Origin of the sequence: Mycolicibacterium chengduense (genome assembly GCF_033741155.1) — a bacterium.
GTDB lineage: Bacteria > Actinomycetota > Actinomycetes > Mycobacteriales > Mycobacteriaceae > Mycobacterium.
In genome coordinates this window covers 89,447-105,517 of sequence record NZ_JAWQNH010000003.1, presented here as the reverse complement: position 1 = coordinate 105,517, position 16,071 = coordinate 89,447, and the positions used below count along the sequence as shown (strand labels likewise).

The 16,071-nt window shown below is 70.1% G+C and carries 17 protein-coding genes; 7 read left to right on the top strand and 10 right to left on the bottom strand.

Annotated elements, in window-relative coordinates:
• Positions 1-121 precede the first annotated feature (121 nt).
• The 8 genes from ribD to SBI67_RS10925 form a co-directional block, all read right to left on the bottom strand.
• Positions 122-1,129 carry a bifunctional diaminohydroxyphosphoribosylaminopyrimidine deaminase/5-amino-6-(5-phosphoribosylamino)uracil reductase RibD gene (gene ribD / locus SBI67_RS10960; protein WP_318980596.1) on the bottom strand — a complete coding sequence of 336 codons (1,008 nt, stop codon included), beginning with the start codon at positions 1,127-1,129 and terminating at the stop codon, positions 122-124.
• Positions 1,126-1,833: a ribulose-phosphate 3-epimerase gene (gene rpe / locus SBI67_RS10955; RefSeq protein WP_318980595.1), complete on the bottom strand. Its 708-nt coding sequence runs from the start codon at positions 1,831-1,833 to the stop codon at positions 1,126-1,128. The genes ribD and rpe overlap by 4 nt, the downstream gene beginning before the upstream one ends.
• A gap of 6 nt (positions 1,834-1,839) precedes the next feature.
• Positions 1,840-3,219, bottom strand: coding sequence for an RsmB/NOP family class I SAM-dependent RNA methyltransferase (locus SBI67_RS10950; RefSeq protein WP_318980594.1), 1,380 nt, complete (start codon positions 3,217-3,219; stop codon positions 1,840-1,842).
• Entirely contained in the window at positions 3,216-4,142 is a 927-nt protein-coding gene (fmt, locus tag SBI67_RS10945) for a methionyl-tRNA formyltransferase (RefSeq protein ID WP_318980593.1), read from the bottom strand. Before fmt ends, SBI67_RS10950 begins: the two co-directional genes overlap by 4 nt.
• Before the next feature lie 19 nt (positions 4,143-4,161).
• Positions 4,162-4,695, bottom strand: a complete 534-nt coding sequence (locus SBI67_RS10940; protein ID WP_318980592.1) for a LemA family protein — start codon at positions 4,693-4,695, stop codon at positions 4,162-4,164.
• Positions 4,696-4,705: 10 nt separating this feature from the next.
• Positions 4,706-6,511 (bottom strand): DUF2207 domain-containing protein, encoded by a 1,806-nt coding sequence (locus tag SBI67_RS10935; RefSeq protein ID WP_318980591.1) that lies wholly within the window; start codon positions 6,509-6,511, stop codon positions 4,706-4,708.
• Between the two features lie 102 nt (positions 6,512-6,613).
• Positions 6,614-6,817 carry a hypothetical protein gene (locus SBI67_RS10930; RefSeq protein ID WP_318980590.1) on the bottom strand — a complete coding sequence of 68 codons (204 nt, stop codon included), beginning with the start codon at positions 6,815-6,817 and terminating at the stop codon, positions 6,614-6,616.
• Positions 6,818-6,863: 46 nt separating this feature from the next.
• Positions 6,864-7,070 carry a hypothetical protein gene (locus SBI67_RS10925; RefSeq protein ID WP_318980589.1) on the bottom strand — a complete coding sequence of 69 codons (207 nt, stop codon included), beginning with the start codon at positions 7,068-7,070 and terminating at the stop codon, positions 6,864-6,866.
• Positions 7,071-7,233: 163 nt separating this feature from the next.
• Between SBI67_RS10925 and SBI67_RS10920 the strand changes: the two genes are divergently transcribed.
• From SBI67_RS10920 to SBI67_RS10905, 4 genes are all read left to right on the top strand, one after another.
• The gene (locus tag SBI67_RS10920; protein ID WP_318980588.1) at positions 7,234-8,178 is read left to right on the top strand and encodes a LysR family transcriptional regulator; all 945 of its coding nucleotides are present in this window, start codon (positions 7,234-7,236) and stop codon (positions 8,176-8,178) included.
• A gap of 131 nt (positions 8,179-8,309) precedes the next feature.
• The gene (locus SBI67_RS10915) at positions 8,310-9,350 is read left to right on the top strand and encodes an FAD/NAD(P)-binding protein (RefSeq protein WP_318980587.1); all 1,041 of its coding nucleotides are present in this window, start codon (positions 8,310-8,312) and stop codon (positions 9,348-9,350) included.
• Positions 9,347-9,676, top strand: a complete 330-nt coding sequence (locus SBI67_RS10910; RefSeq protein WP_266046356.1) for a YidH family protein — start codon at positions 9,347-9,349, stop codon at positions 9,674-9,676. Before SBI67_RS10915 ends, SBI67_RS10910 begins: the two co-directional genes overlap by 4 nt.
• The gene (locus tag SBI67_RS10905; protein WP_318980586.1) at positions 9,673-9,963 is read left to right on the top strand and encodes a DUF202 domain-containing protein; all 291 of its coding nucleotides are present in this window, start codon (positions 9,673-9,675) and stop codon (positions 9,961-9,963) included. The genes SBI67_RS10910 and SBI67_RS10905 overlap by 4 nt, the downstream gene beginning before the upstream one ends.
• Positions 9,964-9,966: 3 nt before the next feature.
• Here the strand turns inward: SBI67_RS10905 and SBI67_RS10900 are convergent, their stop codons facing one another.
• Positions 9,967-11,913 (bottom strand): primosomal protein N', encoded by a 1,947-nt coding sequence (locus SBI67_RS10900; protein ID WP_413232480.1) that lies wholly within the window; start codon positions 11,911-11,913, stop codon positions 9,967-9,969.
• 50 nt (positions 11,914-11,963) lie between these two features.
• Positions 11,964-12,662: a lysoplasmalogenase gene (locus SBI67_RS10895; RefSeq protein ID WP_318980584.1), complete on the bottom strand. Its 699-nt coding sequence runs from the start codon at positions 12,660-12,662 to the stop codon at positions 11,964-11,966.
• Here SBI67_RS10895 and SBI67_RS10890 point away from each other — a divergent pair.
• The 3 genes from SBI67_RS10890 to SBI67_RS10880 are packed head-to-tail and all read left to right on the top strand — an operon-like array spanning position 12,661 to position 16,035.
• Positions 12,661-13,590, top strand: coding sequence for an alpha/beta hydrolase (locus tag SBI67_RS10890; RefSeq protein WP_318980583.1), 930 nt, complete (start codon positions 12,661-12,663; stop codon positions 13,588-13,590). The genes SBI67_RS10895 and SBI67_RS10890 overlap by 2 nt on opposite strands.
• Positions 13,591-13,593: 3 nt before the next feature.
• Positions 13,594-14,550, top strand: a complete 957-nt coding sequence (locus SBI67_RS10885) for an alpha/beta hydrolase (protein ID WP_318980582.1) — start codon at positions 13,594-13,596, stop codon at positions 14,548-14,550.
• A gap of 9 nt (positions 14,551-14,559) precedes the next feature.
• Positions 14,560-16,035 (top strand): flavin-containing monooxygenase, encoded by a 1,476-nt coding sequence (locus tag SBI67_RS10880; RefSeq protein WP_318980581.1) that lies wholly within the window; start codon positions 14,560-14,562, stop codon positions 16,033-16,035.
• The last annotated feature ends 36 nt before the right edge of the window (positions 16,036-16,071 follow it).

Below are 16,071 nucleotides of genomic sequence, written 5' to 3'. Positions count from 1 at the left end.
ACCTTCATTGACTGCGCAACTCGTCTGTGAAAGCGCCTTTGCCAAAATTGTACCGGCGTGCAAGAAACTTGTGGGGTGCACCGGCCGCGAGCGCGGCGCGGGAAACGGAGAAACGGGGCCGTCAGGAACCGTTGGGCACCAGGCTCAGCCGCACATCCGGGCCGATGGTGTCGATGCCGTCGAACCGCCAGCGCTGCGCGCCCGCGATGCTGAGCACACCGACGTCGTCGACGGCCGTGATGGGACCACCCAGCAGAATCGGCGCCACATAGGCCAGGATCCGATTGATCACCCCGGCCCGCAGGAACGCACCGGCCAGCGTCGGACCGCCCTCCACCAGCACCGCCGTGCGGTCCGAGAGCGCCCGCATCACCTCGCGCGGGTCACGGGTGCGGATCACCATGGTGTTCGAATCATCGTTGAGCACATTGGCTTCCGACGGGATCTCCCGTTCGCCGACCACGACGCGCAGCGGTTGATTCGGGGCCAACGTGCCGTCGGGCAACCGGGCGGTGAGCGTCGGGTCGTCGACGTAGACCGTGCCGGTGCCCACCACGATGGCGTCGACAGCGGCCCGGAACCGGTGCACGTCGCGGCGGGCCGCGTCACTGGTGATCCACTGACTGCTGCCATCGGCGGCCGCACTCCGGCCGTCCACGCTGGTGGCGAACTTCCATGTGACATAGGGCAACCCGGTGCGCTGCTTGTACAGCCACTCACGTAGCGGGCCTGTTGTGACCTCTGTCGCGGCGATGCCGGCCACCACCTCGACGCCGGTATCGGCCAGTCGCCCGGCACCGCCGGCGGCCGCCGGATTGGGATCGCCGACCGCGTACACCACCCGCGTCACACCGGCAGCCAGCAGCGCGTCCACACAGGGTGGGGTGCGGCCGTGGTGGTTGCACGGTTCCAGGGTGACCACCGCGGTGCCGCCGCGGGCCCGCTGCCCGGCCTGCCGCAGCGCCACCACCTCGGCGTGTGCGCCACCCGGCGGCTCGGTGCCGCCCACCCCGACGACCTGGCCCCCGGCATCCAAGATGACCGCGCCCACAGGAGGATTCGGGTACGTCGTGCCCTTCACCCGCTCGGATGCGTCGATGGCCTGCCGCATGGCGGCCGCGAACGTCATAGGGTCAGATGGGCCGATGCCGCTGCCGCCTGGGCGCGCAACCGCCGCACCGCCTCCGCGGGATCGTCGGCGTTGTAGACGGCCGAGCCGGCCACGAAACAGTCCACCCCGGCTTCGGCCGCGGCCTCGATGGTGTCGGCGTTGATGCCGCCGTCGATCTCCACCACCACCCGCAGCTCTCCGGCGTCCACCAGCCTGCGGACGATGCCCACTTTGGCCAGCACCTCCGGGATGAAGCTCTGTCCCCCGAAGCCCGGCTCCACCGACATCACCAGCAGGGTGTCGAACTCCCGCAGGATCTCCAGGTACGGATCGATCGGAGTGCCCGGCTTGACGCTCAGCCCGGCCTTGGCGCCCGCGGCGCGGATATCGCGGGCCACCGCGACCGGGTCGTCGGTGGCCTCGGCGTGGAAGGTGACGTTGTAGGCCCCCGCCTCGGCGTACGGCGGGGCCCAGCGGGCCGGGTCCTCGATCATCAGATGGCAGTCCATCGGGATGTCGGTGACCTTGAGCAGGCTTTCCACCACCGGCAGGCCGAGCGTCAGGTTGGGCACGAAATGGTTGTCCATCACATCGACGTGCAACCAGTCCGCGCCCTGCACCGCGGCGACCTCGTCGGCGAGCCTGGCGAAATCGGCGGCGAGGATGGACGGGGCGATGAGAGGGGCCTGGGTGAGCGAATCGACGGGAGACTGACCTGCCATGGGTCGTCAGCGTACTTGCAGTGTCGCGGCGAACATCGCATCGGTGCCGTGCCGGTGCGGCCACAACTGCACGTACGGCCCGTCGCCCAACCGGTCGACGCCCTCGAACAGCGCCCGGGTGTCCAACGCCTGCACGGGCTGGCGGCGTAGCGCGTCGGCCACCACACCCACCGTCTCGGCCAGATGCGGCGAGCACGTCGCGTACAGCACCACTCCCCCGGGCCGGGTCAGCCTGATCGCCGACGCCAACAGCTCGCGCTGCAGCTTGCCCAGCGCCGGCACGTCACCGGGCTGGCGCCGCCACCGGGCTTCGGGTCGGCGCCGCAGCGCGCCAAGGCCGGTGCACGGCGCGTCGACCAACACCCGGTCGAAACTGGCCGCATCCAGGCCGGATTCGCGGCCGTCCACCCGCAACACCTGGACCCCCAGTCCGGCGGTGTTCTGCTCCACCAGCTCGGCGCGGTGCGGGGCCGGCTCGACGGCGGTGACGCGGGCGCCCGTACCGCCTGCCAACGCGGCAATCAGCGCGGTCTTACCACCCGGGCCCGAACACAGATCCAGCCAGTTGCCGCCGTCGGCACCCTCGACCGGGGCCAGCGTCAGCGCCCGGGCCACCAACTGCGATCCCTCGTCCTGGACCTGAGCCGCACCCTTGCGCAGCGCGGCCAACTCGCCGGGATCGCCACCGGTCAGATAGACCGCGTAGGGCGAATACCGGCCGACGGTGCCGTCCACCTGCTCGGCCAGTTCCGCGGCGGTCAGCACGCCGGGCCGGGCCGCCAGGTGCACGACGGGGCGGGCATCGTCGCTGGCCAGCAGTTCGTCCAGTTCCCCCGCATCGGCACCCAGGGCGTCGACGAACGCCTGGGCCACCCACCGTGGATGGGCGTGCACGAACGCGGCCTTGCCGACCGGATCGGTGGGCGCCAGCTCGCCGACCCAGGATGCTTCGTCGCGTTCGGAAATGGTGCGCAGCACGCCGTTGACGAAACCGGCACGTGCCGTGTCGAATTCGATACCCGCCTGGTCCACGGTGGTGTCCAGGGCGGCATGCGGGTCGACCCTGGTGCGCAGCAGTTGGTAGGTGCCCAACCGCAACAGGTCCAGCAGCACCGGGTCGATCCGGTCCAGCGGCCGGCCGGCCGCGGCGACGATGACGGCGTCCAGCAGCCCGCGGGTGCGGCAGGTGCCGTAGGTGAGTTCGGTGGCGAACGCAGCGTCGCGCCCGGTGATGCCACGCTCGCGCAGCAGGGCGGGCAACGCCAGATTGGCGTAGGCATCGCGCTCACTGACGGCGCGCAGCACGTCGAAGGCGGCTCGCCGAGCCGAGTCCAACGGTTTGCGCCGGGGTGCTTTCTGCTGTCGTGGGTTGTGATGGCGGCTCACTGTGCCCGCACCCCCTGATCCAGTCGAGCGCCCCGGGCCCAGTCGGACGCGGCCATCGGTTTCTTGCCCGGTGGCTGAATCCAGCCGAGCCGCAAGGCATGTGAAGCACTGCCGATCCACACGTCACGGCGTCCCACCTCGACGCAACCGGGCTCCAGTTGTTTGTCCTCGTCCACGGTCACCGGGCCGACCTTGAGCCGGGTGTCGCCGACGGTGGTCCATGCCCCGGGGTTCGGGGTGACGGCCCGGATCCGGCGCTCGACCGCCTGGGCCGGCGATTCCCAGCGCACCCGGGCGTCCTCGACGGTGATCTTCGGCGCGACGGTGACCCCGTCGGTGGGCTGCGGCACCGGAACCAATGTCGCGTCGGCGATGCCGTCCATGGTGGCCTCCAGCAGCCCCGCACCCGAGACGGCAAGGCGGTCAAGCAGATCGCCCGCCGTGTCGGTGGGGCGGATGGTCTCGGTCACCACCCCGTACACGGGTCCCGAATCCAGGGCCGGCTCGATGCGGAAGGTGGTGGCACCGGTCACGGTGTCCCCCGCGGCGATCGCGGCCTGCACCGGCGCCGCGCCACGCCAGGCCGGAAGCAGGGAGAAGTGCAGGTTGATCCAGCCGTGTGTGGGTACCGCGAGCAGTTCGTCGCGCAGCAGGGCGCCGTAGGCCACCACGGCGCAGGCTTCCGGCGCGAATTCGGCTAGTTCCGAGACGAATTCGGCACTGTTGGGTTTGGCGGGCCGCAGCACGGGGATGCCGTGTTCGGCCGCCAGCTGGGCGACCGGCGACGGCACCGGGGTGCCCCGTCGGCCGACCGCGGCGTCGGGGCGCGTCAGCACCGCGACCACCTCGTGACGGGGTGAATCGATGAGCTTGCGCAATGAGGGCAGCGCGGGTTCGGGGGTACCGGCAAAGACGAGACGCACCGAGCCAGTCTAGGGCCCGCTAGCGGGGCGTCTGGTAGAACTCCCGTTCGGTCACCCCGGCCAGCGGGGCGACGAACATCCAGGGCATGGTGGCCACCAGCCGGTTCAGGGTGGCCACCGCGTCGTTGTAGTACTGGCGGGCGAAGGCCAGCTTGTTCTCGGTGTCGGCGAGGTTGCGCTGCAGGTCCAGGAAGTTGTTCGACGAGTTCAGCTGCGGGTAACTCTGCCCGAGGGCCAGCACCCGGCCGACGGCGTCGTCGAGGCTACGTTCGGCCGCGCTGCGCTGGGTGACCGACGTCCCGCCGGTCGCGGCGGTCAATTGGGCCCGCGCATCGGTGACCCGATCCAGGACGGCCTTTTCGTGGGTGGCGAACGACCCGACGGTGTGCACCAGGGCGGGGATCAAGGCAGCGCGCCGGGTGAGCTCGACGTCGATACCGGACAACGCCTCCGACACCCGCACCTCGGCACCGCGCAGCTTGTTGTACCCGGCCACGAAGCCGATCAGCACCGCCACCGCGATGAGTAGCACCAGAATCAGCACGAACCGCACAACGCTCTCCTCACCACGATCCACCACCGCCGCCGCCACCGCCACCACCGCCGCCGGAACTGCTGCTACTGCTGCCGCCGGAAGACGACGACGACTGCGATGCGGTGTAGGCCCCGATCGAGGACGACAGGGCCGATTCGAAGCTGTCGAAACTCGGCCCGCCAGACCCAGCGGCGAAGCGTGCCGAGTCGTCGTGTGACGTTTGGTACCACTCCGGCTGCGGCGCAACCGCTCCCGTGGCCGCCTGGTATTTCTGCGCCCAGAGCGCGGCGGCGCCGGCGGCCACCGCGTAGGGCACGTATGCGGTGTAGAGGTCTTTTCGGGCGGCGAAGTCGAAGCGACTCTCAGCCGAATCCGTGGTCAGCATCCGGTGGAATCCGCCTGCCTGCGACCACAGTTGCCGCCCGGCCTCGGTGCGTCGGGTGCCGACACCGTCGGCCCAGGATCCCAGCGAGAGCAGGAAGAACACCGCAAAAGGCAACGCCCACAAGGTGATCGGGAATCCCCACCGGAAGAAGCCGCACACCATCAGGACGGCGGCCGCCGCGTTGGCCGCGCGCACCCACAGCTCTTTGCGCCGTTTCACCAGCAACCCGTCCTTGACCGCCCACTCGTGGATGGCCTCGGTCAGATCGGTCTTGGCCTTGGTGAGTTTCTTGCCGGCCGTCACGGTCTTCTTGGCCTCGAACTGGGCGCCCTGGCCGATCACCTTCAGCGCTCCACCGACGGCTGCGCTCGGATAGTCGACGTCCGCCCAGGCGCCGGGGACGGCGATACCGCGGATGTTCCATTGCTTGTCGTTCACCTGGCGCAGTTCCACGAGTTTGCGCTCGGCGAGGTAGAACAGGGTCGCGGTCAGCCCGTCCTTGGGAATCGACTCGGTGCGGATGTATTCGCACTGGACGGGCCCCAGCCCGGGCGGTGGCGCGTACTGCAGCGGGAAGCCCGGCGCGGGTTCCACGGTGGTGCGGTACGCCAGCACCGCGCCGACACCCGCCAGCGCCGACAACCCGAGTAGCACCACCACCTGGGTCACCGACCGGCCCAGGATCCGGTCGAAGGGGTACGGCCACGGCACTTCGGTGCGGGCCGGGGTGGGCATGTCGACACCGGCCCGCAGCGTGACCGGGGTGCGCGGCGCCAGACCGCCGGCCCGCAGCGTCACGGTGTCACCGCGCACCGTCAGATCGGCGCAGCCTCGGCCGGCACCGAAGCCCACCGAGCACTGCGCACCGACCACCTTCGCGGGCAGCGTCACGGTGATGTTCACCCGTTGGATGACGTTGTTCCAGGACGGCGCGATGACGTTCCAGTAGAAGGCCGTCGGGGCTTGCGCAGCGCCGGTGCTCGACGCGAACTGCTTGTCGGCGCCGATCTTTCGCGGATCCAGGACACCGTCGATGTGATAGCGGATCTCGAAAACATGAGTGCCCTCGTTCAGAGTCACATCGGCAGAGCCGATCTTGGCGACCCGGAATCGTTCACCGCTTTCCCACAACATCTGATACGGCGCCGGTCGGCCGTCCATCAGGATGGCATCGATTCTCGGCGTCTGGCGCACCTGCGGGCTGTTCGGATTGGCGACGTCCCAGTACCGGAAGATGCCGTGCCGGTCGTCGGGAAACTCACCGGTGATGGTCTCCACCGCGTCCAGGCGTCCGCCGGCGTCCACGGCGTAGGAGGCGGTGTAATCGGTGATCTGCACCGGGTCGTCGACCGGGGCGCCCGATCCGGAGCCGCCGCTGAAAATCACCGGCCACAGGAAGCCAAAAGCGATGAGTATCAACAGGATCGACCACCGGATCAGTCGCCCCATCCTCACCTCCTGTGTGCTGGCTGTGCACTACCTTATGTGCAACGAGGCGTTTTGCCCATACGCGGCGCAGCATCTCGACCGGCCGGGCGCGCGACGACCGGGTCAGTGGTGAAACGCCAGGACCGGCGCCCCACCGAACGGCGTCTGGAGTCGAGCGGCATGGTCGGCGGCCGGGCCCGGTGTCGCGACGACCTCGGCGTGCCCGGCGTGCTGGACCACGTCGACATCCGCACCGGCCTGTGGCGCGGCGGCGATGGCCAGTGCGGCGGCGGCGATGGCGACTGCTGCGGTGTGGGTGATTCTCATGATGCGGTGCTCCTCATTGGTGTGGTTTGGGTGGGGTGACTGGTGCTCAGAAGGGGCGGTCGACGAATCCGCCGGAGGTGTCGACCTCGTCCTGGTTGTCGACGTGATAGGTCGGCACGGTGCTGGTTGACGGGTTGGTGCCGTACGGCGTCTGGGGATCGACACCCACCCCGCCCGCGGGTGCCAGGGCGATGGCCACGGCGGCGGCCACCGGGACCAGGCTCACCATCGTCGTCTTCGTCATGTGGCTCATTTCTGCTTCCTCCTATATCGGTTGGGTGGGAACGACATTCATGTTTCGCCCTGCCGGAAGGTCGCAGTAGTGGCTCGATTGCTGTCGGTCCACAACCATTGTTTGTGACTCGAAGGGCGCTCACCCGGGCCCATATGGGTGGCACTGTGCTTTCATCTGGGTCATGGCTTTGAGTTCGCGCATGCCCGGCCTCACCGAGTTCGAGGTGCTGATCGCAGTGGCCGAGACGGGCAGTCTCGGCGCGGCCGCGCGCACGATCGGATTGACCCAGCAGGCCGTGTCGGCGCGACTGGCGTCGATGGAGGCCCAGACGGGGGTGAAGCTCGCGATCCGCACACCGCGCGGCTCGCAGCTGACACCGGCCGGGGTGGTGGTCGCGGAGTGGGCCCGTCAACTGTTGGACGTCGCCGCCCATGTGGATGCCGGTATGGCGTCGCTGCGCGCCGAGACCCGCAGCCGCATCAGGATTTCGGCCAGCCAGACCATCGCCGAGCAGTTGCTGCCACGCTGGCTGGTATCGCTGCGAGCCGCCGCCGTGCGGACCGGGGCACCGACTCCGGAGGTGACGCTGACCGCCACCAACAGTGATCATGCGATCGCCGATGTCACCGGCGGCGCCGCCGATGTGGGCTTCGTCGAAAGCCCGACGGTGCCATCGGGTGTGCGGACCAAGGTGGTGGCCCGTGACGAGCTCGTCGTCGTGGTCGCGGCAAGTCACAAGTGGGCCCGGCGGGGTCGACCCGTCAGCGCCGCCGAACTGGCTCAGACGCCGCTGATCTGCCGTGAGGCCGGGTCGGGCACCCGCGACTCACTCATCGCCGCACTCCGCCGGGCCGGCCACGAGCCCGCCGAGCAGACTTCTCCCCTGCTGGAACTCTCCTCCGCGGCGGCCGTCCGGGCGGCGGTGCTGGCCAGTCAGGCTCCCACCGTGATGAGCCGGCTCGCGGTGGCCGACGATCTCGCGTTCGGGCGGTTGCGCGAAGTGGCCACCCCGGAGCTCGACCTGCACCGAGAGCTTCGAGCCATCTGGGTCGGTGGGCGGACGCCGCCGGCCGGTGCGGTTCGTGATCTGCTCGGTCACATCGCCGCACTGCAGGCGGGACACTGACCGCCCACTCACAAACGAGGTTTGTGGGTTCACAACATCATGGGCCGTACCGGCGCAGCGCCGCCGGGCCGACGATGAATGTGTGGTGCTGATCGACACCACGTCCAGACATCGAAAAGGAGCCCGCAGCCATGCATCAGACACACTATCGATGGACGATCATCGGAGCCGGCCCGGCCGGTATCGCCACCGTCGGCCGCCTGATAGACAGCGGCATCGAGCCCGGTGAGATCGCCTGGATAGACCCAGAATTCGCGGTCGGCGACTTCGGGTCCCGGTGGTCTGTGGTGTCCAGCAACACTCGGGTCAGCGGCTTCCTGGACTTCCTCGAAGCCCCCGCGGCGTTCGGATTCGGCGAGGCACCCGACTTCGCCATCCGCCATCTCGATCCGCAACAGACGTGCTCGCTCGGGGCGGTTGCCGAACCGCTGCAATGGATCACCGCTCACCTCGCGGATCGGGTCGCCACCCACAAGACCACGGCCACCCGGCTCGAGCTGCACGAGCGGCGCTGGGCGGTGCACACCGACGATATCGTCCTCACCTCGGACAACGTGGTGCTGGCCATCGGGTCACAGGCCCGCAGCCTGGACTACGCGGGCCTGCGCGAGATTCCGCTCGATGTCGCCGTCGATCCGCACAAACTGGGCACCGAACCGCTCGACGGTGCGACCGTCGCCGTGTTCGGCGCGTCGCATTCGACCATGCTGGTGCTGCCCAATCTGCTGAAGCAGCCCGTGGCCAAGATCATCAACTTCTACCAACACCCGCTTCGGTACGCCGTCGATTTCGGTGACTGGACATTGTTCGACGACACCGGCCTGAAAGGCCATGCCGCCCAATGGGCCAGGGACAACCTGGACGGGCGGCTGCCCGAGCGGCTGCACCGGTGCCGGGTGGACGACCCGCACTTCGAGGAACTGTTGGGCCAGTGCGATCAGGTGATCTACACGGTGGGTTTCGAGCCGCGACGCATCGATGCTCCGCAGTGGGGTCCGCTGCGGCACAACGCTGCCAACGGCATCATCGCGCCCGGCCTGTTCGGTATCGGGATCGCCTTTCCCGGTTACCGGGTGGACCCCACCGGACTCGGTGAGCATCGCGTCGGACTGGAGAAGTTCATGGAGCAGCTCGACAAGTGCCTGCCCATCTGGATGCGCTACGGCGCATGACCGAGCCCGACTACCGGTTCACGCTGGCCAACGAACGCACGTTCCTGGCGTGGATCCGGACGGCGCTCGGGCTGATCGCCGGCGGCGTCGCCGTCGCGCAACTGCTCGGGCCGTTCGCCGTCTCGTGGGGACGCCGCGGCTTGGCCACGGCGTTGATCGCGGCGGGGGCCGCGGTGGCGGCCGCGTCGGTGCGGCGTTGGCAGCGGGTGCAGCGGGCGATGAGAGCCGATGCCGACCTGCCGACGACGCACCTGCCTGCGCTCTTGACCGGATTCCTGCTCATCGTGGGCACGGCGGTGTTGACACTGGCGGTGCTGGCGAGATGAACACCGCTGGCCTGCAGCGTGAGCGCACCCAACTCAGCTGGGAAAGAACAGCTTTCGGATTCCTGGCGGTGGCTGTCCTGCTGGCTTTCCGTGCCGACCGGCTGCCCGGGTGGACCCATGGACTTGCCGTGATCGCGCCGCTGGCCGCCGGTGTCGCGCACCGGGCGCGGCGCGCAGCGCTGCTCGGCAGGCACGGTCCTGTCGCACCCGCATGGTGGGCGGTCCCCGCGATCGGGATCGTGACCGCCGCGCTCGGTATCGCCTGTGCTGCCGCGGTGTGGTGGTGACGACTAACCGATGTGCAGCGGGTCGATCTGGACCCGCACCGGCTGCTGGTCGTGGCGAGCCGACATCGCATTGACCGCCCGGCGCAACGCGGCCGCCAAATCCAGACCATTGCTCCGCGGGACCCGCACCAGCATGCGGCTGATGGGACTGTCCACCGCGACACCCGGCGGCCGGCGGGCACCGGGCGGCAAATCCACCGGCCCCAGCAGTTCGGCCTCGGCTGGCAGCTCCGCGGCATCGACCAGCGCGGCGACGGCGTCGGGCACACCGTCGAGTACCGCCAGGTGCACGGCCGGGGGCAGACCCACCTCGGAGCGCGCGTTCAGCTCGGTTTCGGCATGCCCCAACGGATCCCACCGGATCAGCGCCTGCACGGTGGGGATCACCGACTCGGCGATCACGGCCACCATGCCGCCGTCGGCACGGCTGCGCACCAGCGCCGTCGCGGCCATCCAGCGGCGCAACGTGTCCTCGGCGGCGCGCAGGTCCTGCCGGCCCAACAAGGCCCAGCCGTCCAGCAGCAAGGCCGCCCCGTATCCGTCCGGCGCCACCGGTTCCGCGCCGGGGGTGGCGACGACGACGGCCGGGCCGGGGCGCACCGTGGACAGCACGCTGTCGCCGCCGGAGGTGATGACCACCGCACCGGGCAGCGCGCGGCCCAGTTCCTCGGCGGTGCGCCGGGCGCCGACCACCACGGCGCGCACCGCGTCGGATCCGCAACTGACGCAGCGCAGCGACAGTTCGGTCCGGGCACACCACCGGCACACCGCGCCGTGGGCGTCGCGGTCGGGCAGCGACAGCGGTCCGGTGCAGTGCCGGCAACGGGCCACGGTGCGGCAGCGGGCGCACGCCAGCGCCGGGATGTAGCCACGGCGCGGCACCTGAACCAGGACGGGATGCCCGGCGGCCAGCGCCGTGCGGGCGGCCCGCAACGCCATCGACGGCACCCGGGCGGTGCGGGCCGCCGGATCGCGTTCCTGGTCGAACGCGCTGTCGTCCACCGCGGCCACCCGCGGCGCCCTGGCCCGCACCGTGGCGCGGGGCGCCACCAGGTCGTGTGCCCAGCGGCTGCGCACCAGCGCCTGCGCTTCGGCGGTGCGCGCATAACCGCCGAGCAGTGCCGCACACCGCAGCTGGTGCGCGCGCAACATGGCGACCTCGCGCGCGTGCGGATACGGGGCACGCGGCTCGGCCAGGGAATCGTCGCCGTCGTCCCATACGGCGACCAGCCCCAGGTCGGCCACCGGGGCGAACACCGCGCTGCGCGTGCCGATCACCAGCCGGGCCTGCCCGCGCAACACCGCCAGCCAACGCTTGTACCGTTGCGACGGGCCAAGGCCTGCCGACAACGCCACCACCCTGGACTCGTCCACACACTCGCACGCCGCGGCGTGCAGCGCGTCGACGTCGCGCTGATCCGGGACGATCAGCAGCGCACCGCGCCCGGATCGCACCGCCACGGCGGCCGCTTCGGCCAGCCGGCCCGGCCAATGTTCCCCCGGCAGCGCCTGCCACACGGCGCGGGCGGCGCGGCCCTCGGCGATCGCGGCGAGGAACTGTTCGCCACGACCGTAGTCGGCCCACCCCGATGGGTCGATCGCGTGCGTCGCCGGCGGTGATACTTCGGGGCGCGGCTGTTTCTCGGCAGCGGCGTGCCGAGGCGGCACCGCCAGCCGCAGCACGTCGGCGCGGGTGCCTGCGTAGCGGGCGGCCACCGCGTCCACCAGCCGACGCACCTCCTGGGTCAACACGGGTTCTGGGGATATCACCCGGTCCAGCCAGCCCAGCTTTCCGGAATGGTCGGTGTCCGAGCGCCTTTCGAGGACGAAGGCGTCGACCAGGCGGCCGTGGAAACGCACCCGGACCCGCACGCCCGGCTGGGCGTCGTCGGACTGCTCGGCCGAGACCAGATAGTCGAATTCGCGGTCCAGGTGCGGGACCGACAGCATCGGGAGCACCCGCGCGATGGGCTCGTGCTCGGCGGGCTGGCGTTCCAGGGTCACCGTTGTCGGCCGAAGAAGAAGCCGGCGGTGATGAGCAGCAGCGACGCGGCGTAGAACCACCAGATCGGCACGGCCAGCCGCTCGCTGCCCAACACGAACTTACTGATGCCGATCATCCCGTCGGAGACGGCGAAACACACCGCACCCCACGCCGTCCACGGTGTCGGCAGCTGCGCCAGCAGCGCCGCGCAGACCATCGCGCCCAGCACCCCCATGTACACCACAACCGGAACCGCCATGCCCTGGCCCAGCAGCGCCGGCCAGAACCACACCAGCAGCACCAGGCAGGCGCACACCACCACCGCGGCGGCGGCCAGCCGGGGCGTGCTGCGCCCGACCAGTGGGTACAGCGCGGCCAGGAAGCACAGGTGCGCCAGCAGGAAGGCAGCCAGCCCGAGCACGAAGGACGGCGGCCACCAGGGCAGCGCCAACAGGAAATCGCCCGCCGCAGAGAACGTCAGCGCCGGCATCAGCCAGCGCCGTTCCCGGCTGACCGGGTGCCCCAGCGCCGCGGCCGCCAGCAGGACCGCCGTGGCGGCCTTGACAGCGGGTTGCAGGGAGAACTGGCCGGTCAGCTCGGCCCCGGCCGGGACCCGCAGCGCCACCGTGATCAGGAAGACGCCGTATCCCGCCGCGGTCAGCAGCGCCAGCACCCACAGCAGCCGGGTCGACCGCGCTGCGTACGGTGATCCCATGCCTGAACCCGGTACCGACAGACCCGCCCTGGACGCCATTCTGGAAAAGGTACTGGAAGCGGTGCCGTTCCAATTGACCACCGAGGGAGGTGCCGAAGCCGCTCGCGAACGGTTCCGTGCGCTACCCCGCCGCCCGGTGCACCAGGACTTGCGCACCGAGGACCGGACCATCGCCGGTGTGCCGGTCCGGGTGTACTGGCCCGACACCGACGAGTCGCATCCGCCGGTCGTGTTGTTCTTCCATGGCGGCGGCTGGGTGGTCGGCGATCTCGACAGTTATGACGGCACCGCCCGCGAGCACGCCGTCGGCACCGGCGCAGTGGTGGTGTCGGTGGATTACCGGCTGGCCCCCGAACACCCTTACCCGGCCGCCGTCGACGACGTGTGGGCGGTGACGCAGTGGGTGGCCGCGCACGCCGGCGAGCTCGGTGCCGACCCGGAACGTCTTGCGGTGGCCGGTGATTCGGCCGGCGGTAACCTCGCAGCAGTGGTGGCTCTGCTGGCCCGCGATACGGGCTTGCCGGTGCGGTTGCAGCTGCTGTGGTACCCGGCGACCACCTGGGACACCACGTTGCCGTCGTTCACCGAGAACGCCGACGCCCCCATTCTCGGCCGCCGCGCCGTCGGCGGATTCTCCCTGCTGTACGCCGGCGGAGCGGACCTGAAGAACCCGCCGGCCACCCTGGTCCCGGCCCGCGCCGCCTCGCTGGCCGACGTGGCGCCCGCCTACATCGCCGTCGCCGGCTACGACCCGCTGCGCGACGACGGTGTGCGCTACGGCGAGCTGTTGGCGGCGGCCGGGGTATCGGTGCAGGTGGATCACGCCCCCACCCTGGTACACGGCTACCTCGGCTATCACGGCGTGGTACCGGTGGCCACCGAGGCGGTCGATCGCGGGTTGGCCGCACTGCGGGCCGCGCTAGCCTGAGGCATGACCACCACCCGACCCGATGTCGACCCGATCCTCAAGGCGCTGCTCGACGCCGTCCCCATGGTGTTCACCAAAACCGAAGGGGTGGAGGTGGCCAGGGAGCGGATGCGCGCGGTGCGACCGCCGGCCGAGATGTTGCCGCAGCTGCGGATCGAGGAACGCACCGTCTCCTACGGCGAACTCACCGATATCCCGGTGCGCATCTACTGGCCGCCGGTCGCCCAGCACGACAACCTTCCCGTGGTGGTCTTCTACCACGGTGGCGGTTGGGCCATCGGCGATCTGGACACCCACGACCACGTGGCCCGCGCACACGCCGTGGGTGCCGAGGCGATCGTGGTGTCGGTGGACTACCGCCTGGCACCCGAGCACCCGTTCCCGGCCGGGGTCGAGGACGCCTGGGCGGCGCTGCGCTGGGTCGGCGAGCACGCCACCGAGCTGGGCGGGGATCCGGCCCGGATCGCAGTGGCCGGCGATTCGGCCGGCGGCAACCTGTCCGCGGTGATGGCGTTGCGGGCCCGCGACGCCGGCGGGCCGCCGCTGGTGTTCCAGCTGCTCTGGTATCCGGTCGCCGTCGGCGACCGCACCGCCCCGTCGTTCCTGGAGAACCCGAACGCCTACATCCTCAACGACGAGGTGATCGAGGCCTTCCTGGAGTGGTATCTGCCCGGGATGGACCTCGACGACCCGGCCGCGCTGCCCACCGATGTGGCGCCGGCCAATGCGGTGTCGCTGCAGGGGTTGCCGCCCGCGTTCATCGGCACCGCCGAGCACGACCCGCTGCGCGACGACGGCGGCCGGTACGCCGAATTGCTCAGCGCCGCAGGCGTTCCGGTGCAGCTCAGCAATGAGCCGACGATGGTGCACGGCTACGTCAGCCTGGCACTGGCCTCCCCCGCCGCGACCGAGGCCACCGAGCGCGGCCTGGCCGCGTTGCGGGCGGCCCTGCATCCCTAGCCGAATGACATGACCGAACCGCACGTCCACACCCTGATCGTCGGTGCCGGATTCTCCGGCATCGGCGCCGCCATCACGCTCGACCAGGCGGGTCTGTCGGACTACCTGATCGTCGAGGCGGGTGAGCAGGCCGGTGGCACCTGGTACTGGAACACCTACCCCGGTATCGCCGTGGACATTCCGTCGTTCTCCTACCAGTTCTCCTTCGAGCAGAGCCCGGACTGGTCGCGCACCTATGCACACGGACACGAACTCAAGGCCTACGCCGATCATTGCGTCACGAAGTACGGGATCGGCCCGAGAATCCGCTACGGCACCGAGGTCACGGGCGCGGTATTCGACGACGCGGAGAACACCTGGCGAGTCGAGACCTCCACGGGACCTGTCACCGCCCGGCACCTGATCAACGCCGCCGGCGTCCTCAACGTCCCCAAGCTGCCCGATATCGACGGCGTCGGCGACTTCGCCGGCACCACCCTGCACACCGCACGCTGGGATCACCGAGCCGATCTGACCGGCAAGCGGGTGGCCGTCATCGGCACCGGCGCCTCAGCGGTCCAGCTGATCCCGGAGATCGCCCCGATCGTCAAGCAGCTCACCGTGTTCCAGCGCACCCCGATCTGGTGCTTCCCCAAGTTCGACGTGCCATTGCCCGCGCCGGCCCGCTGGGCGATGCGCCTGCCCGGCGGCACCGCGGTGCAGCGGGCGCTCAGCCAGGCCTATGTCGAGGTGACCTTCCCGCTGTCGGCGCAGTATCACGGGGTGTTCCCGTTGTCCAAGGGTGCCGAGGCACTGGGCCGCCGGTATCTGCGCAGCGAGGTGCCCGATCCGGTGCTGCGCGACAAGCTCACCCCGACCTACGCGGTGGGCTGCAAACGGCCGGCATTCCACAACACGTACCTGTCCACGTTCAGCCGGGACAACGTCACGCTGGTCACCGAACCCATCGCGCAGATCCGGCCGCACGGCGTCGCGACCACCGACGCTGTCGTCCACGACGCCGACATCCTGGTGCTGGCAACGGGTTTCAAGGTGATGGACGTCGACTCGGGCACCTTCCCGTTGATCGGCTCCGACGGGCAGTCACTGACCGAGTTCTGGTCGACGCAGCGGATGCAGGCCTATGAGGGCGTCAGCGTGCCCGGCTTCCCGAACTTCTTCAACGTGTGCGGACCGTACGGGTACGTGGGGTCGTCGTTCTTCGCGTTGATCGAAACCCAGACCCACCACATCGTGCGCTGTTTGCGCCGGGCCCGCCACGACGGCGCGACGCGTGTCGAGGTGCGCCGCGCCGCCAACGACCGGTATTTCGCCGAGATGATGCGCAAGCGCCACCGCCAGATCTTCTGGCAGGACAGCTGTTCGACGGCCAACAGCTACTACTTCGACCGCAACGGCGATGTGCCGCTGCGGCCGGCCAGCACGCCAGAGGCGTACTGGCGCAGCCGCCGCTTCCCGCTCGACGATTACGCGTTCAGCTCGTAGCCGCCGAGGCGGGATCAGACGGGATCCGGACTGTCT